At 70.8% G+C, this 18711-nt stretch carries 21 protein-coding genes, 2 pseudogenes and 1 riboswitch; of the genes and pseudogenes, 11 read left to right on the forward strand and 12 right to left on the reverse strand.

Features of this window, described 5'->3' with window-relative positions:
- Positions 1 to 97 precede the first annotated feature (97 nt).
- Positions 98 to 913: a GNAT family N-acetyltransferase gene (locus IEZ15_RS28745; RefSeq protein WP_189280002.1), complete on the forward strand. Its 816-nt coding sequence runs from the start codon at positions 98 to 100 to the stop codon at positions 911 to 913.
- Entirely contained in the window at positions 910 to 1746 is an 837-nt protein-coding gene (locus IEZ15_RS28750; RefSeq protein ID WP_189280003.1) for a lysophospholipid acyltransferase family protein, read from the forward strand. Before IEZ15_RS28745 ends, IEZ15_RS28750 begins: the two co-directional genes overlap by 4 nt.
- Here IEZ15_RS28750 and egtD read toward each other — a convergent pair.
- From egtD to egtA, 4 genes are read right to left on the reverse strand one after another with little or no spacing between them, the layout of a single operon-like run.
- Complete coding sequence (gene egtD / locus IEZ15_RS28755) at positions 1689 to 2651, reverse strand: L-histidine N(alpha)-methyltransferase (protein ID WP_189280004.1); 963 nt, start codon at positions 2649 to 2651, stop codon at positions 1689 to 1691. The genes IEZ15_RS28750 and egtD overlap by 58 nt on opposite strands.
- Positions 2648 to 3403, reverse strand: a complete 756-nt coding sequence (gene egtC / locus IEZ15_RS28760; protein WP_189280005.1) for an ergothioneine biosynthesis protein EgtC — start codon at positions 3401 to 3403, stop codon at positions 2648 to 2650. Before egtC ends, egtD begins: the two co-directional genes overlap by 4 nt.
- On the reverse strand, positions 3403 to 4776 hold the full coding sequence (egtB, locus tag IEZ15_RS28765) for an ergothioneine biosynthesis protein EgtB (RefSeq protein WP_189280006.1): 1374 nt from the start codon (positions 4774 to 4776) through the stop codon (positions 3403 to 3405). Before egtB ends, egtC begins: the two co-directional genes overlap by 1 nt.
- Positions 4773 to 6092, reverse strand: a complete 1320-nt coding sequence (gene egtA / locus IEZ15_RS28770; protein ID WP_189280007.1) for an ergothioneine biosynthesis glutamate--cysteine ligase EgtA — start codon at positions 6090 to 6092, stop codon at positions 4773 to 4775. Before egtA ends, egtB begins: the two co-directional genes overlap by 4 nt.
- 150 nt (positions 6093 to 6242) lie before the next feature.
- Here egtA and IEZ15_RS28775 point away from each other — a divergent pair, with 150 nt between their 5' ends.
- The gene (locus IEZ15_RS28775) at positions 6243 to 7079 is read left to right on the forward strand and encodes a TIGR02452 family protein (protein WP_114248029.1); all 837 of its coding nucleotides are present in this window, start codon (positions 6243 to 6245) and stop codon (positions 7077 to 7079) included.
- Here the strand turns inward: IEZ15_RS28775 and IEZ15_RS28780 are convergent.
- The 3 genes from IEZ15_RS28780 to IEZ15_RS28790 form a co-directional block, all read right to left on the reverse strand.
- Entirely contained in the window at positions 7064 to 7531 is a 468-nt protein-coding gene (locus tag IEZ15_RS28780) for a type II toxin-antitoxin system PemK/MazF family toxin (RefSeq protein ID WP_114248030.1), read from the reverse strand. The genes IEZ15_RS28775 and IEZ15_RS28780 overlap by 16 nt on opposite strands.
- Before the next feature lie 151 nt (positions 7532 to 7682).
- A complete protein-coding gene (locus IEZ15_RS28785) occupies positions 7683 to 9197 on the reverse strand; it encodes a flotillin family protein (protein ID WP_189280008.1) in 1515 nt (504 codons plus the stop codon).
- A 138-nt stretch (positions 9198 to 9335) separates the two neighbouring features.
- Positions 9336 to 9554, reverse strand: a complete 219-nt coding sequence (locus tag IEZ15_RS28790; protein WP_114249444.1) for an NfeD C-terminal domain-containing protein — start codon at positions 9552 to 9554, stop codon at positions 9336 to 9338.
- Positions 9555 to 9603: 49 nt separating this feature from the next.
- On the opposite strand from IEZ15_RS28790, the gene IEZ15_RS28795 reads away from it, so the two are divergent.
- Both IEZ15_RS28795 and IEZ15_RS28800 read left to right on the forward strand, forming a co-directional pair.
- Positions 9604 to 10626: a LacI family DNA-binding transcriptional regulator gene (locus tag IEZ15_RS28795; protein WP_189280009.1), complete on the forward strand. Its 1023-nt coding sequence runs from the start codon at positions 9604 to 9606 to the stop codon at positions 10624 to 10626.
- 71 nt (positions 10627 to 10697) lie between these two features.
- Positions 10698 to 10979, forward strand: coding sequence for a hypothetical protein (locus IEZ15_RS28800; protein WP_114249445.1), 282 nt, complete (start codon positions 10698 to 10700; stop codon positions 10977 to 10979).
- 130 nt (positions 10980 to 11109) lie between these two features.
- Here the strand turns inward: IEZ15_RS28800 and trxA are convergent, their stop codons facing one another.
- Positions 11110 to 11481, reverse strand: coding sequence for a thioredoxin (trxA, locus tag IEZ15_RS28805; protein WP_114248033.1), 372 nt, complete (start codon positions 11479 to 11481; stop codon positions 11110 to 11112).
- Between the two features lie 115 nt (positions 11482 to 11596).
- Between trxA and IEZ15_RS28810 the strand changes: the two genes are divergently transcribed.
- Together IEZ15_RS28810 and IEZ15_RS46480 are read left to right on the forward strand one after the other, a co-directional pair.
- On the forward strand, positions 11597 to 13039 hold the full coding sequence (locus IEZ15_RS28810) for a dihydrolipoyl dehydrogenase family protein (RefSeq protein WP_189280010.1): 1443 nt from the start codon (positions 11597 to 11599) through the stop codon (positions 13037 to 13039).
- A 69-nt stretch (positions 13040 to 13108) separates the two neighbouring features.
- Positions 13109 to 13234, forward strand: a complete 126-nt coding sequence (locus tag IEZ15_RS46480; RefSeq protein ID WP_268250439.1) for a hypothetical protein — start codon at positions 13109 to 13111, stop codon at positions 13232 to 13234.
- 107 nt (positions 13235 to 13341) lie between these two features.
- On the opposite strand, the pseudogene IEZ15_RS45145 reads toward IEZ15_RS46480, so the two are convergent.
- Both IEZ15_RS45145 and IEZ15_RS28820 read right to left on the reverse strand, forming a co-directional pair.
- Positions 13342 to 13572, reverse strand: a pseudogene (locus IEZ15_RS45145) (ATP-binding cassette domain-containing protein); the annotation flags it as partial.
- Positions 13524 to 14117, reverse strand: a complete 594-nt coding sequence (locus IEZ15_RS28820; protein WP_189280011.1) for a histidine phosphatase family protein — start codon at positions 14115 to 14117, stop codon at positions 13524 to 13526. The gene IEZ15_RS28820 and the pseudogene IEZ15_RS45145, both read right to left, overlap by 49 nt.
- A 122-nt stretch (positions 14118 to 14239) precedes the next feature.
- Positions 14240 to 14332, forward strand: a riboswitch (adenosylcobalamin (AdoCbl) riboswitch).
- Between the two features lie 45 nt (positions 14333 to 14377).
- Between IEZ15_RS28820 and IEZ15_RS28825 the strand changes: the two genes are divergently transcribed.
- Positions 14378 to 14593: a CbtB domain-containing protein gene (locus tag IEZ15_RS28825; RefSeq protein ID WP_124720415.1), complete on the forward strand. Its 216-nt coding sequence runs from the start codon at positions 14378 to 14380 to the stop codon at positions 14591 to 14593.
- A 28-nt stretch (positions 14594 to 14621) separates the two neighbouring features.
- The gene (locus tag IEZ15_RS28830; protein WP_189280012.1) at positions 14622 to 15395 is read left to right on the forward strand and encodes a CbtA family protein; all 774 of its coding nucleotides are present in this window, start codon (positions 14622 to 14624) and stop codon (positions 15393 to 15395) included.
- 127 nt (positions 15396 to 15522) lie between these two features.
- Here IEZ15_RS28830 and IEZ15_RS28835 read toward each other — a convergent pair whose 3' ends face one another.
- Positions 15523 to 16029: a GNAT family N-acetyltransferase gene (locus IEZ15_RS28835; RefSeq protein ID WP_189280013.1), complete on the reverse strand. Its 507-nt coding sequence runs from the start codon at positions 16027 to 16029 to the stop codon at positions 15523 to 15525.
- A 97-nt stretch (positions 16030 to 16126) separates the two neighbouring features.
- Between IEZ15_RS28835 and IEZ15_RS28840 the strand changes: the two are divergent.
- A pseudogene (locus IEZ15_RS28840) lies at positions 16127 to 16591 on the forward strand (TetR/AcrR family transcriptional regulator); the annotation flags it as partial.
- On the opposite strand, the gene IEZ15_RS28845 reads toward IEZ15_RS28840, so the two are convergent.
- Positions 16588 to 16947 (reverse strand): tetratricopeptide repeat protein, encoded by a 360-nt coding sequence (locus IEZ15_RS28845; protein WP_114248039.1) that lies wholly within the window; start codon positions 16945 to 16947, stop codon positions 16588 to 16590. The pseudogene IEZ15_RS28840 and the gene IEZ15_RS28845 overlap by 4 nt on opposite strands.
- Positions 16948 to 17124: 177 nt before the next feature.
- Between IEZ15_RS28845 and IEZ15_RS28850 the strand changes: the two genes are divergently transcribed.
- Complete coding sequence (locus tag IEZ15_RS28850) at positions 17125 to 18090, forward strand: pirin family protein (protein WP_114248040.1); 966 nt, start codon at positions 17125 to 17127, stop codon at positions 18088 to 18090.
- Positions 18091 to 18711 lie beyond the last annotated feature (621 nt).

The raw sequence follows: 18711 nt of genomic DNA on the forward strand, positions 1-18711 counted from the left end.
CGAATCCAGCCGGTCACGGAAGAAGTAAGGGGCCGGGCTTTCACAGCAGTGCGAAGGCCCGGCGGCCGCCCTTGCCGATCCGTCCCCGGAGACCGTCATGAACGCGCTGCCCGTCGCCTCTCTCCCCGCCGCCCCCGTCGTTCCGGCGCAGCCCGCCCCTCCCGCCCCGTCGCGCTACCGGGTGTCCCTCGCCGTCGACCAGGAAGACGTGCGTGCCGCCCAGCGCCTGCGTCATCAGGTTTTCGCCGGTGAGCTCGGCGCCAGGCTGGAGGGAGCCGAACCCGGTCTGGACAGCGACGCGTTCGATGCCTACTGCGACCATCTGCTGGTACGGGAGGAGACCACCGGCGACGTCGTCGCCACCTACCGCCTGCTGCCGCCCGACCGGGCACGGATCGCCGGGCGCCTCTACGCGGAGAGCGAGTTCGACCTCGGGCGGCTCGGACCGATCCGCGACGACCTGGTCGAGGTCGGCCGGTCCTGCGTCCACCCGGCCCACCGGGACGGCGCCGTCATCGCGCTGATCTGGGCCGGACTCGCCCGTTACATGGAACGCACCGGGCACAACTGGCTGGCCGGCTGCTGCTCGATACCCCTCGCCGACGGTGGCGTCGCCGCGGCCGGGGCCTGGGAAACCGTACGGACGAAGCACCTGGCACCCGAGGACCACTGGGTCACCCCCCACCGCCTCTGGCAGCCCGCCGCTGGATCCGCAGGCCGCGGAGACGTGCCCACCGGACTCTCCACGCTCCCTCCCCTTCTCCGCGGCTATCTGCGACTGGGCGCCCGGGTCTGCGGGGCGCCCGCGTACGACCCCGACTTCAACGTTGCCGATCTGTACGTACTGCTGTCGCTGCGGCGCACCGACCCGCGCTATCTGCGGCACTTCCTCGCACTCGCCCCACTGCGGTGAATCCCTGGCTGCCCGCCTCACCCTGCACCCCGCTCGCCTGCGCAGGTCACGACGGACGCACGCGGGGCCGCGCGGCGGCCGTGGTCCGGCTGCTCGCCGGGTGCGCGTTCATCCTGGCCGGGGTGCTGGGTGCCCCGTTCGTGCTGCTGCTCGGCGCGGTACGGCGGGAGTGGTTGATCCGGCTCTGGGCGTACGGGGTCGTGCGGGCCTTCGGGGTACGTGTGCGGGTCATCGGCCGACGTGGGGCAGGCGCACCGGGCACGCTCGTCGTCGCGAACCACATCTCATGGCTGGACATCCCGCTCGTCGCGGCCGTGTTCCCCGGCCGGATGCTGGCCAAGAGCGAAATTCGGAACTGGCCGCTGCTCGGCCGGCTCGCCGTCGTCGGCGGCACGCTTTTCGTCGAACGTGAACGGTTTCGCGCACTGCCCACGACCGTGCGCGACATCGCGGCGGCACTGCGCGGCGGTTCACGGGTGGTCGCCTTTCCGGAGGGCACCACCTGGTGCGGGCGCGGCGGCGGGCGGTTCGGGCCTGCCGTGTTCCAGGCCGCGATCGACGCGAACGCCACCGTTCAACCGGTACGCATCACCTACCGCGCCGCTCCGGCGGAGCACACGGCCCCGGCCGGTGCGGCCGCGTTCGTCGGAGACGATCCGCTCATCGCGTCACTGTGGCGGGTGGTGACGGCGGCCGGGCTGACCGCGGAGATCCGCGTCCTGCCGCAGATTCCGGCGGGCGACTGCCCGGACCGCCGTGCCCTGGCCCGTCTTGCTCAGACCGCCGTCGCCAATGACAGCGCGAACCGGTCCCCGGAGTCCGTCCACCACTGATCCATGCTCAGGCCGGCCGCGGCGAGTTCGGCCCGGATGCCCTCCTTTCGGAATTTGGCCGACACTTCGGTACGCAACTCCTCGCCGGTCCCGAAGGCCACCACCAGATCCAGGTCCGGGACCTTCACCGTGAGTGCCTCGCGGGCCCGCAGCCGCATTTCGATCCACTCCCGCTCCGGGTCCCAGAGCGCCACGTGATCGAAGTCGGCCGGGTCGAAGTCCGCGCCCAGCTCCCGGTTCACGACCCTGAGGACGTTCTTGTTGAACTCCGCCGTCACCCCGGCCGCATCGTCGTAGGCGGCGACCAGCACCTTCTCGTCCTTCACCAGGTCCGTGCCGAGCAGCAGCGCGTCGCCGGGGGAGAGCAGCGAGCGAACCGACTTCAGGAACACCGACCGCTCGTCGGGCAGCAGATTGCCGATCGTGCCGCCCAGGAACGCGATCAGCCGCGGCCCCGGGGTACCGGGCAGTGCGAGACCGCCCGTGAAGTCGGCGATCAGGGCGTGCACGGAGAGGTCGGGCCGCTGCGCGAGCAGGGCCTCGGCGGCGCCGCGCAGCGCGCTCTCGCTCACATCGACCGGCACATAACTGTGCAGTGCGGGCAGCGCGTCCAGCAGGTGCCGGGTCTTCTCCGACGAACCCGATCCCAGCTCGATCAGGGTCTGCGCTCCGGACGCCGCGGCGATCTCCTCGGCGCGGTCGATCAGGATCTCGCGCTCGGCGCGGGTCGGGTAGTACTCGGGAAGCCGGGTGATCTCCTCGAACAGTTCACTGCCGTGCGCGTCGTAGAACCACTTGGGCGGCAGTGTCTTCGGGTGCCGGGTCAGGCCGTGCAGCACATCGGCGCGCAGCACCGCGTCCGTCGCGTCCGCCGGCAGAGTGCGGGTCAGCAGAAAGGGACTCACTCAGTGGGCTCCTTGAGCGGGGTCAGCAGAACTTCGGCGCGGGTCGCCGTCAGCAACGTCCGGTCGGGGACCGTGCGCCAGTGCGGATCGTCGTCGTACGGCTCCGAGGCCACGACCGTGCGCAGGCCGGGCTCGGCGAGATACCACAGGGTGTCTCCCCAGGCCGTCGCCACGATCGTGGTGCCGTCGGTGAGCAGCAGATTCAGCCTCGATTCCGGCGCCGCGGCCGCCACGTCGAGCACGGTGTCGGCGACGGCCTGCGGCAGTTCGTCGCCGTCGGCGAGGCGGTGTCGTACGAGAGCCCAGACCAGGGCCGAGTCGCAGCGGGCGGTGAGGGTCAGCAGTTCGGCCGGGGGCAGCGCGGCAGCGAGCGGTGCCAGGGACTCAGGCCAGTCCTTCACCGCGCCGTTGTGACTGAACAGCAGACGTCCGGCGGCGAACGGCGCGGCCGCTGCCTCGCCGTCGGCGCCCGCCTCGGTGGCGTCACGTACCGCGGCGAGCAGCGCCGGACTGCGCACCACTCTGGCCAGATCGGCGAACGTCTGGTCGCCCCAGACCGGGCCCTGGCGCCGGTAGCGTCCGGGCACCGGATCGCCGTCCGCGTACCAGCCGACGCCGAAACCGTCGGCGTTGACGGTCCCATGTCGCTGGTGTCTCGGCGCCCAGGACTGCCGCACAAGGCTGTGGGGCGGTCGTGTCAGCACCTCGCCGAGAGCCACCGTTGGTCCCAGATAAGCGATATGACGACACATCAGATATCCCTCGCGGTACGGAATCCGGAGAAGATCTGACGCCGCACCGGCAGGTCCCAGTTGCGGAACGTCCCCCGGCACGCCACCGGGTCCACGGCGAAGGAGCCGCCGCGCAGCACCTTGTGCGCCGGTCCGAAGAACACCTCGGAGTACTCGCGGTACGGGAACGCCGCGAAGCCGGGATACGGGAGGAAGTCGCTCGATGTCCACTCCCATACGTCACCGATCAACTGCCGTACGCCGAGCGGCGACCCGCCCGCGGCGTACGCCCCCGCCGGTGCCGGCCGCAGATGGCGCTGGCCCAGGTTGGCCCGCTCGGGAGTCGGGTCCTCGTCGCCCCACGGATAGCGCAGCGAACGGCCCGACGCCGGGTCGTGGCGTGCCGCCTTCTCCCATTCCGCTTCCGAGGGCAGCCGACGCCCGGCCCAGCGGGCGTATGCGTCCGCCTCGTACCAGCTGACATGGAGCACCGGCTCGGTCTCGGGGACCGTCTCGGTCACTCCGAAGCGGCGGCGCAGCCACTGACCGGCGTCCTGGTGCCAGAACAGCGGGGCGGCCAGTTCGTGCTCGCGGACCATGGCCCAGCCCTCGGGGGCCCACCAGCGCCGCTCGGTGTAGCCGCCGTCCTCGATGAACCCCTGGTACGCGCCGCAGGTGACCGGGGTCGTGTCGATGAAGAAGTCGGGCACGTCGCGCAGATGGGCGGGGCGTTCGTTGTCCAGAGCCCACGGCTCGGTGGACGTGCCCATGGTGAAGGGGCCGCCCGGGACCAGTACTTCGCCAGGGAGACCCGCCGAGTCGGCGGGTGCGGGCGGAGGAACCGGCGCGGTCAGAACGGCAGGTCCCGATCTGAGTTGATGGGTGATCAGCATCGTTTCGTCGTGCTGCTGTTCATGCTGGGCGATCATGCCGAAGGCGAACCCGGCCCGCACCAGCGGGCGGGCGCCGTGCAGTGCCGTGCCGTCGAGCACGTCCAGCGCGCGACCACGTACCTCCGCGGCGTAGACACGGGCCTCGGCGGGCGCCAACAGCGGCAGCGAGGGGCGGGTCGCCCGGGGGTGCTCGAAGGCGTCGTACAGCCCGTCGATCTCCGGGCGCATCGCCTCCTGCCCGGCCACCCCGCGCAGCAGCCACAGCTCCTCCTGATTGCCGATGTGCGCGAGGTCCCAGACCAGGGGGGACATCAACAGCGAGTGTTGGGCGGTCAGTTCATGGTCGTCCACGCTGTCGGTGAGAAGTGCGGTGCGTTCGCGGGCGCTGAGCAGCGCGGCGAGGGCGCGCTGCCGGAGCGCCTCGGTGTCCGCCTCGTCCGGTCCGGCCGGACCGTGCGGACCGTGCGGACCGGATGCGGCGGGCGTGGGGGAGTCGGTCATGAGCGGGACCCCTCGAAGTGATGGCCCGAATCACCCGCTGAACCCGGCGCGAGCAGTTCGGGAAGATCGTCGGCCGGACATCGGCCCCGGGCGACGAAACGGTCGTTGAAGTCCGCCACCGTCTCCTGCACGGCCGTGGTCGCTCCCACCCGGGGCAACGCCTCCAGCGCGAGTTCGAAGCAGGTGACGGCCGCCGACCGCAGTTCGGGATCGGTCAGGCCGTCGCGGGCGGCGCCCACCCAGAGCGGATTGCGCGGTGCGGGCCGTGACCCGGCCGTCTCGGCCAGTGGTTTGACGGTGCGGTACACGGTCTCGGCGGCCTCCGGGTCGTCGAACAGGGCAGTGGTGACGGCGAGCGGCACCAGCCACCCGTCCGCGCCGTACTGGGCGTCGATCATGCGCAGCTCAAGGTGTCCACGCGGGCGCACGGGCGGAAAGAGGGTGCTGATGTGGTAGTCGAGGTCGGCGCGCACCGGTGGTCTCGGCGTGCCGGTGCGGATCCAGTTGCGAAAGGTCAGACCGTCCGGCACCACCCATGGCCCCTCGTCGTCCCGGATGCACATCACCGGGGCGTCCAGGACATGCGTGGCCCAGGCGTCGCGCGGCGGCAGACAGCCGGGCGGTGCCAGGGACCGCCATGGGTCGAGGTCGGCCCAGAGCGACTGCCGGGTGGACCGCCACGGTGTCGGGCGGCCGAACTGGAACGGCGAGTTGGCGAACGCCGCCACCAGCACCGCGCCCAGCAGATGGGACAGCTGCCAGCGCCGCCCGTAGCCGAGCGGACCCGGTTCCTCCTCTCCTGCGTCCAGACATACCTGGACGGACGCGGTGCTGCACATCATGGCGCGGCCGGCCGGTCCCGACCGGTCGAACGTGATCTCCATGGCGTCGTAGCGGGGCTCGTGCAGCAGACGGCGTGGTGGATGCCACGGATCGACGCCGAGACCCACCGGTGCCAGATCCACCCGGCCCAGGGCGTCTCGTACCGCGGTGAGATCGGCGGCGGTGGCATCGATGCAGGCCATCAGGGAGCCGGCGGGGCGCGAGCTGAGCTCCAGCTGGCCGCCGGGTTCGAAGGTGAGCGCCGCACTCAGGGGCAGGGCCCGGAGGATGTCGGCGGCCGCGTCGAGACGGTGGTGGGGGACGGGGACGCGGGGCTGATCCCGGTGGTGAATGAGCCATTCGAGTTCAACGCCGACCGTTCGGGGCGGTCCGGTCTTGAAACAGATGCAGCGCAGTAAATCCTCCGCCTCGCCCTCGCCGAGGGGCGGGGCCTGGCCGGGCGGACCGTGGTCTCCGGGTGTGTCGGATGACATGCCGGGGCCTCCTTCTGCTCGGTTCGTCCGTACCAGCCAAACCCCTATGGGGAGATCGCACAAGAGTGCCCCTGTGCGTCGGAAATTCGGTTGCATCCATGCCGCTGGAGCGCCGAGCATGCCCCATATGCACCACACGGGGGAGTACCGATGAGCGCACGGCTGCGCGGCATCGCGCGAGAGACCGAAGCCATTGTCGAAGCCGGCCGCTACCGCACGCAGGAAGGGCGGGAGGTGAGCATCGAGCGTGCGCTGACCACCGCACTGTCGGGTACCAGGCTGTACGGCCCCGAGCCGGTACCGGTCGCGGCACTCGACTCCGACCGCACGCCGGTCGTCGAGGTCACCGACGAGAGCAGTCTGCAGGCGGCGCGCCGGATGGCCGGCGAAGGGCCCGGCAAGGTCGCTGTCCTGAACTACGCCTCCGCCCGCAATCCCGGAGGTGGCTATCTCAACGGCGCACAGGCCCAGGAGGAAGCCCTGTGCCGCGGCTCCGCCCTGTACGCCACGCTGCTGCGCGCCCCCGACTACTACGCCCACCACCGCACAGAACGCAGCGCCTTCTACACCGACCGGGTGATTCACTCACCGGGCGTACCGGTGTTCCGTGACGACCGGGGACGGCTGCTCGACACCCCGTACACCGCGGGCTTCCTCACCTCCCCGGCACCCAACGCCGGAGTCATCCGCAGCCGCACCCCCGAGGACGCGCACCGCATCCCCGCCGCGCTCGCGTCCCGGGCCGAGCGGGTGCTGGAGGTCGCGGCGGTGCGCGGGTACCGCAGGCTGGTGCTGGGCGCCTGGGGCTGCGGTGTGTTCCGCAACGATCCGGCCCAGGTGGCCGGTGCGTTCCGGGCACTGCTCCTCGACGACGGCAGGTTCGCCGGGCACTTCGAGCAGATCGTCTTCGGCATCCTCGACCGCAGCCCCGAATCCGCCACCCGGTCCGCCTTCGCCCGGACGTTCAGCGGTCAGTTCCAGCCGTAGCGCTCCCGCAGCCGGCCGACGACAGAATCGAACCGGTCCCGGTCCAGAGCGCTCGCCTCACGCCGCATCCCGTTCTCGTGCACCCGCAGTACCCGGTCCAGATCGACCCACGACGGGCGGCCCGAGCTGTCCCACGGCCCGGCCCCGAGCGCCACCCACTCACGGTCCCGGTCGTGCTGCTTGCTGGAGAGCTGGACGGCGAGCAGCGTGCCCGCCGCCTCGCGGGCCACGACCAGAACCGGACGGTCCTTGCCGCGCCCGCCGTTCTCCTCGAACGGCACCCACGTCCAGACGATCTCACCGGGGTCGGGGTCGCCGTCCCGGTCGGGGGCGTACGAGGTGCGGACCGGGCCCACGTCGCGCGGGTCGGCCTCGGACGTGGCGGACGGGCCGGTGCGGCCGGGGAAGGCGGCCGCGCTGTCGGTGCTGTCGTCACGGTGCTGGATAGCCATCCCCACACCGTAGGACCTTCTACGGTCCGCTCCACGGAGCGGGGCCGGTGAACGGGCAGCAGGCCGCACACCCGACTTCGAGGGCCCGCAGCCGCGGCCGGCGCTCGCCCGAGGCCGAGGGGCGCGCGCCGGCCACAGCCGGCCGGACCGGTCAGGAAGGCGTGCCGCCCTCCTGATCACCCGTCACCGGAATGCGGTGCTTGCGCGGCGAGGGCGGGGCGGCCGGCGTGACCCCGTTGACGTTGGACGCCGGTTCCGCCGGGCTGTCCTGACTCATCGTCGCCAGCAGTTGCCGGGCCAGTCCCAGGCCCGTGCCGCCCATCGTCAGCGCCTTCGCGAACATGTCCGACATGCCGTCGGCCCCGTTCAGCAGCACCATGTGGTCCACGCTGCTGAAGGCGCCCGCGCCCGCCTCGACGATCTCCGGCCACTTCTCGGCCAGCTGCTGGGCGACCACCGCCTCCTGGTTCTCCGCCAGGGCCGCAGCCCTGGCCTTGATCGCCTCCGCCTCGGCGAGGCCCTTGGCACGGGTCGCCTCGGCCAGTGCCAGCCCCTTGGCCTGGGCCGCGGCGGCCTCCGCCTCACCCGTTGCCCTGGTCGCCGTCGCGGCGGCGGCGCCGCGTGCCTTCGTCGCCTCGGCCTCCGCGAGCGCCGCCGTCTTGACCCGGTTGGCCTCGGCGACCGCGGCGAGCTCCGTCTCCCGTGCCTTGGCCTCGGCCGCCGAGATCCGGGCGTCGCGCTCGCCCTCCGCCAGGGTGCGCTTCTCGTACGCCTGGGCGTCCGCGGGCTTGCGCACATCGGCCTGCAGCTGCTGCTCGCGCCGCTGGGCCTCCAGTTCGGCAACCCTGGTCTCCTGGACCACGACCTCCTGGCGCGCCGCCGCGTCGGCCAGTGGGCCCGCCTGCCGGGAGCTGGCCGCGGCCTTGTCGCGCTCGGCCTGATACCCGGCCTGCAGGATCTCGCTGTCGCGGGTCGCCTCCGACATCCGGGCGGCGGCCTGCTGCTCCGCCTCGGTGGCCCGCCGGTTGGCCTCGGCCTGCGCTATCCGGGCATCCCGCTGCACCGCCGCCGCGTGCGGCATCGCCAGGTTCTTGATGTAGCCCGTCGGGTCCTCGATCTCATGGATCTGCAGCGAGTCGACGATCAGCCCGAGCTTCTCCATCTCGGTCCCGCACGCCGCCCGGGTCTGCCCGGTGAGTTTCTCCCGGTCCCGGATCATGTCCTCGACCGTCAACCCGCCCACGATGGAACGCAGATGACCGGCGAACACGTTGTGCACCCGCTCCGACATCATCTTCTGCTGGTCGAGGAAGCGGCGGGCCGCATTGGCGATCGACACGAAGTCGTCGCCCACCTTGAAGATGACAACGCCCCGCACCCGCAGCGGAATCCCCTGATGCGTGACGCAATCGACCGACAGTTCGGTCTCGTTGAGGTCCAGGGACATCTTCCGCACCGCCTGGACCCCGGGCAGGACGAGCGTGCCGTGACCGGTGACGATCCGGAATCCCATGCCCTGCCCGAGGCCCTCGGTCTTGTGCTTGGAACCGGAGATGACGAGTGCTTCGTTCGGCTCGGCCACTCGCCACATCAGCTTGAACAGGCCGATCAACACAATGATGGCGGCGAGTACGAGACCCGCCGTGACGCCGATGACCATCGGCATGCGCCCCCTTATCGCGGTGCCCCGTCGGCACCGCTGAACAGGGGGAGTCTTCTCCTGCTAGCGGCGGTGGAGAAGACGCGTGCGCAACCTTGCCGAATTCTTGACGACGAAAGGTGTGAAGACCCTCGCGCCCGGGGCTCAACTACCGTATGCGCGAGCCACATACACCGTCCGCGGCGGCAGATACTCGATCACCGTCACCACCGTGCCCGGCTCGATGCGTTCCTTCGCGGAGGCCGGATGCGCGAGGAAGTGCTCGGCGCCGCCCCGGATCCGTACGATCACCTCGCCGACCATTCCCGGCCCCACCGTCCCGGTCACCCTGCCGATCAGTCCCACCATCGAGGAGTCATCCATGCCCCGGAGCGTACCCATGACGCAGGGGTCTGGAAGACTGCCCGACGCCATGAGCCAGTTACCGAACCAGCCCACCGAAGGCCCCGTCCCGACCAGTGCCGATGTGGCACGGCTCGCCGGAGTCTCCCGGGCCACTGTGTCCTACGTACTGAACAACAACGCGTCCGTGCGGATCAGCGAACCCACCCGTCGCCGGGTCAGGGAAGCGGCCACCGAACTGGGCTACGTACCGCACGCGGCGGCTCGCAGCCTGCGTGCCGGACACACCCGCATGGTGCTGCTCCCCACCATGAACTTCCCGGCCGGCCCGCTCCACCACCGCTTCTTCCACCAACTGGAATCCGGACTGCGCCGCCTCGACTACACCGTGGTCCAGTACGGCAGCACCGGTCTGGACGCCGACGACGCGCCCCGCGCCTGGGCCGAACTCCGTCCCGTCGCCGTCATCGCACCCGGCACGATCGCCCTCACCCCGCAGGGCATATCCGTACTCAGGCGATCCGGAGCCAAGGCCGTGATCACCCTCGGGCCTCGGCCGGTGGACGGTGCCCATGCGCTGGTCATGGACCAGCGGGAGGTCGGCAGCTGTGCGACCGGACATCTGCTGGAGCGCGGCCGGCGCCGTATCGGCGTCGTCATGCCCGAGGAAAGCGGCCTCGGTCTGTTCGCCGAACCCCGGCTGGCCGGAGCCCGGCAGGCCGCACTGAGCCACGGGGCCCGCATCGAACCGCTGCCGCTGCGGTACGAGGAGGAATCGGCCGCCCGGCTGGCCGCCCGCTGGCGCACCATGGGCCTCGACGCCGTGTTCGCGTACAACGACGAATACGCGATGCTCCTGATGCGGGCCCTTCAGGACGCGGGCATCGAGGTGCCCCGCGAGACTGCCGTGGTCGGCGCCGACGACCTGATGCTCGGCCGACTGCTGCGGCCCCGGCTCAGCAGCGTGCGGATGGAACTGGCCACGCCACAGCCGCTGGCGGACCTCGTCGACCGGCTGGTGCAGCACCCCGGCGGTGCCCCCGAGTGCCACGACCTGCTGCGGGCCCGGGCGGTCCACCGCGAGTCCAGCTGAGCCGCCGACTGCGCACGGTGCAGCGGCGCGACAACGTGCGCACCGCGCGCCGCTTGCCTAGCGTCATGACCATGAGTCATCCGCAGAGTTACGAGATCCTGCTGGTCCCCGGATTCGCCGAGGACACCACCGACGCCGCCGAGCCCGGCGGCGCCATCCGTTCGGCGGTCGTGGCGGCGACCGGTGAGACGGGGGCATCGGGCTACCCCCGGTATTCGGGCGAAGGCATCGTGGCGGACATCGACCCGGCGACGCGCACGGTAGAGGCCCTGCTGGTCGACGGCGCCGAGCTGGACTACGGCCTCTCGGTCCGGATCAAGGAGAAGAACGCCGAGGGCAAGGCCGACAGCTGAGGCCGGGCCGCCCGTTTCCGGCCGCGGAAGGCCGCGGAAGGCCGCGGAAGCCGCGGAAGGCCACCGGAGGCCACGGAAAGAGGCCCGACCGGAGTGGTCGGGCCCCTCACCCTGCTCATGCGCGCGGTGCCTACTTCTGTTCCTTCTGCTGGTCCTCGATGGACTTGCGGACCTCGTCCATGTCCAGCTTCCTGGCCTGCCCGATGATGTCCTCCAGCGCCGCCTCCGGCAGCGCGCCGGGCTGGGCGAACACCGCCACATTTTCCCGGACGATCATCAGCGTGGGGATGGAACGGATCTCGAAGGCCGCTGCCAGTTCCTGCTGCGCCTCCGTGTCGACCTTGGCGAAGACCAGGTCGTCGTGGCGCTTCGACGCCGCGTCGTAGACCGGCGCGAACTGCCGGCACGGGCCGCACCAGGAAGCCCAGAAGTCGATCAGGACGAAGTCGTTGTCACTGACGACCTCATCGAAGTTTTCCTTGGTGAGCTCAACGGTGCTCATGCTCTGTTACCTCTTCCTGTGCCCGTTCGGACCTGTCCGGCACAACCGTGCCTGTACTTGCGCTATTCCGCCTGCCCATGTGGCCGTCGCGGACACGCACGACCAGACTGTCCCCATGACAGATGCTTCCCTGAACACCGAGTACGACGTCGTGGTGATCGGAGCGGGTCCGGTGGGTGAGAACGTCGCCGACCGGGCCCGTGCCGCCGGGCTGAGCACGGCGGTCGTCGAGGCGGAACTCATCGGCGGCGAATGCTCGTACTGGGCCTGCATGCCCAGCAAGGCCCTGCTGCGCCCGGTCGTCGCCCGTGCCGATGCCCGCCGGGTCCCCGGCCTCAGCGACGCCGTGCAGGGACCGCTGGACACGGCAGCGGTCCTCGCCCACCGTGACGAATACGCCTCGCACTGGAAGGACGACGGACAGGCCGCCTGGCTGGAGGGCGTCGGAGCGGACATCTACCGTGGCCAGGGTCGGCTCACCGGTGAGAAAACGGTCTCCGTCACCACCCCCGACGGCACGGAACACCGGCTCACCGCCCGGCAGGCCGTCGCCGTCTGCACCGGCAGCCGCGCCGTCGTACCCGCCCTGCCCGGCATCGAGGGGGCTCGCCCCTGGACCAGCCGGGAGGCGACGAGCGCCAAAAAGGTACCCGGACGCCTCGTGATCGTCGGCGGAGGCGTGGTCGGGACGGAGATGGCCACCGTCTGGCAGGCCCTCGGCGCCCGGGTGACGATGCTGATCCGCGGCAAGGGACTCCTGCCGAAGATGGAACCTTTCGCGGGCGAGCTGGTCGCCCAGGCACTGACGGAGGCGGGCGCCGACATCCGTACGGGAGTCTCCGCGACCTCCGTACGGCGCGCGGTCCCGGACGGCCCGGTCACCGTGGAGCTGAACAACGGAGAGCGCGTCGAGGCCGACGAGATCCTCTTCGCCACCGGCCGCGCCCCGCGCACCGACGACCTCGGCCTGGAAACGGTGGGCCTGAAGCCCGGCTCCTGGCTCGTCGTCGACGACAGCTGCCGCGTCGACGGCACCACCTGGCTCTACGCGGTCGGCGACGTCAACCACCGGGCACTCCTCACGCACCAGGGCAAGTACCAAGCACGCATCGCGGGCGCCGCGATCGCCGCCCGCGCCGCGGGTGTGCCGCTGCTGGAGACCGACCGTTGGGGCGCCCACGCGGCGACCGCCGACCACGCGGCCGTCCCCCAGGTCGTCTTCACCGACCCCGAGGCCGCATCGGTCGGCCTCACCCTCGCCGAGGCCGAGGAGGCCGGCCACCGCGTACGCGCCGTCGACCACGACCTCGCCGCGGTGGCGGGCTCCGGCCTGTACGCGGACGGCTACCGAGGCCGCGCCCGCATGATTGTCGACCTCGACCGGGAGATCCTGCTCGGTGTCACGTTCGTCGGGCCGGGCATCGGCGAACTGCTGCACTCGGCGACGATCGCGGTCGCGGGCGAGGTCCCCATCGACCGGCTGTGGCACGCGGTCCCCGCGTATCCGACGATCAGCGAGGTCTGGCTGCGCCTGCTGGAGGCGTACCGGGACGCATAGGTCCCGGCCCGCCCGTCCTCCAGCAGCTCCCCGGGCGGGGCGGCATCCGTACCGACCGTGACGACGGCCGTGAGCAGCGACTTCGAGTACGGATGCCGCGGCGCGTCGAACACCTCCTCGCCCGTCCCCTCCTCCACCACCTGCGCGTCCCTCATCACCAGTACCCGGTCACTGATCCGCCGGACCGCCGAATGATCGTGGGAAAGCAACAACAGGGCTGTTCCCAGGCGCTGTTGGACGTCATCCAGCAGATCCAGGATCTGCGCCCGCCCCGCTGCGTCGAGCGCCGGGACCGGCTCGTCGCACAGGAGGATCCCGGGGGACGGAGCGAGGGCGCGAGCGATGGCGACCCGCCGGCGCCGGCCGCCGGAGAGCTGGTCGGGGCGGCGGTGGCGCCGTGGGGGGCGTGCGTGCCCCGCCCGACAGATACGCCGACCCGCCCACGAGGTCGCCGAGATCACCGTGCGCGTCCGACGGGAGGACCTCAGTCCCCCGTAGCGGGGGACAGCGGCTGCCCACAGTGCAGGTTCCACCGTCCGGACCGGCCGCTGAGTCCGGTCAGCGTCAGCGGGGCGACGTCCAGCCGCCAGAACGCCTCCGACGGGAGGGTGAGCGCCCGTACGATCACGGCCCGCACCACCGCAGGCTCGACGACCCCCAGCACGCGGCCGCCCTCGTCGCCGTACAGGGGTTGCAGGGAATCCAGCCAGCGGCCGACCCTGGCGCAGAACTCCAACAACGGCTCGCCGCCGTGCGGGGCCGCCGAAGGATCGGTCATCCAGGCCGACACCGCCTCCGGCTCGCTCCCGATCACCTCGTCCAGCGGCTGCCCGTTCCACCGGCCCATGTCCCAGCCACGGAGCGTGAGTTCGTGCTCGGCGCGCAACCCCAGCGCGTCGGCGGTCCGGGCGCACCGTTCGGACGGCCCGCAGACATACAGGTTGGCCGCAGGCACCGCTGCCGCAGCGGCCCTGGCCTGCCGGACCCCGGCCGCGTCGAGCGGCGCATCACCGTCGAAGCGGGCCTCGCGCAGCGCGGAGTTGAGCGCCGGTGAGATCAACATCACCTTTATCGTCATGACCGGGTCAACTCCCTGAACTCTGGCTCCTCAAGTGCACCCACCATGACATCCGGGCGTTCCGGCCCCGCCGACGGCACCATGGCCGCGCCTGCTCCCAGGCGGTATCGTCCGATGAGCATGACGAAGTGTGACGGAAGTCCGGTGAGAATCCGGCACGGTCGCGCCACTGTGAACCCGTACCCGTACGGGAAGTCAGACCTAGCACCTTCGTCTCAGGCACCACGAACGGGACGCGTGTTCCCTCAGGAGGTTCTGCCATGGCACAGACTGCTGCCCCCGCCACCGCCGTACCGGCGATCACCCCCATCTCCCTGAAGGCCATTGCCCCTTGGGCGGTCTTCTTCGGCATCCTCATGCTCGTACTGCTGTACTTCGTCGGCGCCGAGCAGGGCGCCACCGCGGTCATCTCCGGCGAAGGTGTCCACGAGTGGGTCCACGACGGCCGCCACCTCCTCGGTTTCCCCTGCCACTGACGTACCGTCCGATCCAGGGGAAATCCACATGAACTCCATATCTGTCAGGGCCCTGCTCGTCCGCGGCATGCTGGCCGGCCTCGCCGCGGGCGCGCTCGCTCTTGTCGTCGCCTACTTCCTCGGCGAGTCCCGGGTGGACGCGGCCATCGCTCTCGAAGAGGCGCACAGCCATGACCACGGCGGCGGCGAGGAACTCGTCAGCCGCGCCATGCAGTCCACCGCCGGCCTGGCCACCGGTGTGCTCGTCTTCGGCGTGGCGATCGGCGGCATCGCCGCCCTCGTCTTCTGTTACGCCCTCGGCCGGATCGGCAGATTCGGCCCACGGGCCACGGCCGCCCTGATCGCGGGTGCGGCCCTGCTGACGGTGTACATCGTGCCGTTCCTGAAGTACCCGGCCAACCCGCCGGCCGTCGGCAACCCCGACACGATCGGCCGACGCACCGCCCTGTTCTTCCTGATGGTCGCCCTCAGTGTGCTGCTGGCCGTCGCTGCCGTCATCTTCGGCAAGCGGCTGGCTCCACGCCTGGGCAACTGGAACGCGACGATCACCGCATCCGCCGCCTACGTCGTCGTGATCGGCGTCGCCTGCGCTTTTCTGCCCTCGTTCGACGAGGTCGGAAAGGACTTCCCGGCCGGCCTGCTGTGGGAGTTCCGTCTGGCCACGCTCGCCGTGCAGGCCACTCTCTGGATCACCTTCGGCCTGGTCTTCGGCTGGCTGACGGAGCGGCTTCTCGCGCCGAGGGCCGATTCCGTCAGGGCCGGAAACGGTGCGGCGAACCGGGCTGCCACCGCGGCCGGCTGACCGGCGCACCACTGGTCACCAGAAGGCATCGGAACCCGCCGGGAGCTTCCCGGCGGGTTCCGTCGTCCCGTGCCGGGCAGCCGAGCCGGCGGCTGTACGTACCTGTAGGGAGCCGGGCGAGCGGGACTCACTCCTCGGCCTGCTGTACCCAGTCGATCCGGTAGTGCTTCAGCAGCGCGTCCTCCTTCACCAGATGCATACCGACGGCTGTCATGACGTGCTGCGACGCGAGGTTGTCCAGACCGGTGTCGCCGTGTACGCAGCTCACGCCCTGGTCGCGGGCGAACAGGAGCAGTGCGCGCAGCGCCTCGGAGGCGTAACCCATGCCTTGAGCCGAGGGGACGAGGCCGTAGCCGATCGTGACGTGCCCGCTCTCGTCCGGAGTGCCATGGAATCCCAGCCCGCCGATCACCTCTCCGTTGTCGCGGCGACGTATCTCGTACGAACCGAAGGGGCTGGGATCACCCGTCGTCGCGCATGTGTCGAGGAAGCGCTCGGCCGCGGCCATCTCGCCGGGGGACGGATATCCGGGCGCCCAGCGGGCGCCGTCTCCGGGCTTGCCCGCCATCACCCGCAAGGCATCGGAGGCGCTCATCAGGCGGAGGAAGAGGCGGGGAGTCTCAAGGTCGGTCATGACCGAGTGAAGTATCACGCCGGACGGGCGCAAGGCATCCGGATTGTCCGACGGGAGCGTCCGAAGCGGGGCGGGGGCTCCGGCGGGTCCTGCTGAGGCCCTGCAGAACCCCAATCCGTACCGGCTGATGAATTCACCGGCCATGCATACGTCGCCGGCCGCGGTCCTCGAATCCCATCGGATCCTCACCAGGGACCTGGAACGGGCCGCGGCTGTGGGCGAGCTGCGTCCGGCCCCCGGGCCGGCCGCGCAGATGGTGATGGCGGCGAATGCGGGCGTGGCGCTGGTGATCGTCGCCCGCCCCGCGACCTTCGGCGACGCGAGCGTGTCACGGCGGGTACGCGACGCCGTGCATGCCGCGGTCGTCACCCCGGATGTGTCCGGCGCTTCCGACGACGCGGACGGCGCGGGGGCCGCTGTGTCCGAGGCCCACGTGCCGTCCACCGCGGCGCGGCTGAGCGCGCTGCTGCGGCAGTCGCCGGATCCGGCACTCAGTGCGGCCGAGGGCGCCCTCCTGACGGAATGGCTGAACCGCCTGTCGAACGCCCCACGCGACCGCTAGAGCCCTGTCCGGTCCGCGTCGAAGTCCCCGGAGAACGCCGCCGCCATCCGCAGATGACCGGTCGCCTCCGCGCTTCGCCCCTGGCGCTCAAGCGTGCGGCCGAGCATCAGCCGCGCGTAGTGCTCCACCGGGTCGCGCTCCAGAACCGCCCGCAGTTCCGTCTCGGCCCTGCCGAGCCGAGCCGAGTGGTAGTAGGCCCGGGCCAGCAGCAGACGCGGGGACACCTGCTCCGGCGCCTCCTCGACCAGGCCTTCCAGAATCCGGGCCGCAGTCATGTACTCCTTCGCTTCGAAGAACATCTGCGCACGGTCCCAGCGGTCGGCGGACGTACCGAACTCGAAATAGGTGTCGCTCACTTGACCTCCTCGTTCCCGGACCGTCCGGGGATCGCTCCCGGCCCTGTCCAGCCACAGACCCGGCCATACGCTCAGCCGTGCCCAGTCACCCGAACATAGCGCACTGGTTGAATATTCCACTAAATTATCGGCGTGGGTACCGGCACCCCGGGCCCGCACGGGAATAGGTTGAGCGCCATGAGCAATCTCGATCGCCAGGCCACACTCTCCGTCTGTGGAGGACGGGGCTTCGTCGTCGCCGAGCCTGTACGTGAACTCCTCACCCCGCGCCATGTCCGGCTGGGTGAGTCCACCGAGGTCCGCAGACTGCTGCCCAATCTGGGGCGCCGGATGGTCGGCGCATGGGCCTTTGTCGATCATTACGGCCCCGACGACATCGCCGGCGAACCAGGGATGCAAGTACCGCCCCACCCTCACATGGGCCTGCAGACGGTCAGCTGGCTGCACGAGGGCGAGGTCCTGCACCGGGACAGCCTCGGCAGTCTCCGCACGATCCGCCCGCGCGAGCTGGGACTGATGACTTCCGGCCGGGCCATCAGTCACTCCGAGGAGAGCCCGAAGTCGCACGCGAGGTTTCTGCACGGCGCCCAGCTCTGGGTCGCCCTGCCGGACGCCCACCGCCACGTCGAGCCGCACTTCCAGCACCACACCGAACTGCCGACCGTCACTGCCCCCGGTCTCACCGCCACCCTGATCCTGGGTGGACTCGACGGCGCCACCTCGCCGGGCACCACGTACACCCCGATCGTCGGCGCCGACCTGGCCCTGTCCGCCGGCGCCGAGGCCCGGCTGCCGCTCGACCCGGACTTCGAGTACGCGGTGCTCTCGATGTCCGGCCAGGCCGAGGTCGACGGCGTACCCGTGCTGCCCGGTTCCATGCTTTACCTCGGCTGCGGACGCACCGAACTCCCCTTGCGCGCGGACACCGACGCGGGCCTCATGCTCCTCGGTGGTGAGCCCTTCGAGGAGGAGATCGTCATGTGGTGGAACTTCATCGGGCGTTCACATGAGGAAATCGAGGAGGCCCGCAAAGGCTGGATGTCGACCTCCTGCTTCGGTGAGGTGAAGGGCTACGACGGTGACCGGCTGCCCGCACCCGAACTGTCGCCGATCACGCTGAAGCCTCGGGGAAGGGTGCGCTGACCTGGGGCGATGGGCCTGCTGTGGGCCGCCTCCAGGTGTCCTCGCCGCTGCCTTCCGCAGTGTCGGCAAAGGGCGGCAGCTGAGCATGATGCAAGCCCGCGAGCTGGCCGCTGATGGCGCTCGCCGGTTCGTTCGCCGCCTCGCACGGTCTGATGGCCGGCTCGGTCCGCGCCTGCCGCCGGTGCGCACGTCTGCCGGTCATTCAGCCCGCCGTCAACCGACTGTCCGAACGATCGGCGCGACGTGCGCCCAGTGCTTCCCCCCTTCGCACCGGGCAGTGTCCCTGCGGTGACCCGGCATTCGGCCCCGACACCCACGACGCGTTCGCCGCTGTGGTCCCAGCCCTCTGGTGACCGGTAGTGCGGCCGGCCGGTGTACCGATCCGGCGGGAACGGCCCCTTCGAGGCCCTCAATCGGTGCCGTGGATGTGATGCCACCCATAGGAGCTGTGTCACATCCTAAGGCGGGTAGTAGGACGAGGGCCGCCCGAACGGCATGAAAGCGCCACAGAACATGTCATTTCGGACATTTGTCCGATGTGGGGTAGTACGTCACATCATTGCGTCCTTCCGTGAAGGTCGCTAACCATGGCTGTCGTTGCGGGAAGCCGCGACAGGGCCG

It is taken from the genome of Streptomyces atratus, from assembly GCF_014648655.1.
In the GTDB taxonomy this organism is placed as follows: domain Bacteria; phylum Actinomycetota; class Actinomycetes; order Streptomycetales; family Streptomycetaceae; genus Streptomyces; species Streptomyces atratus.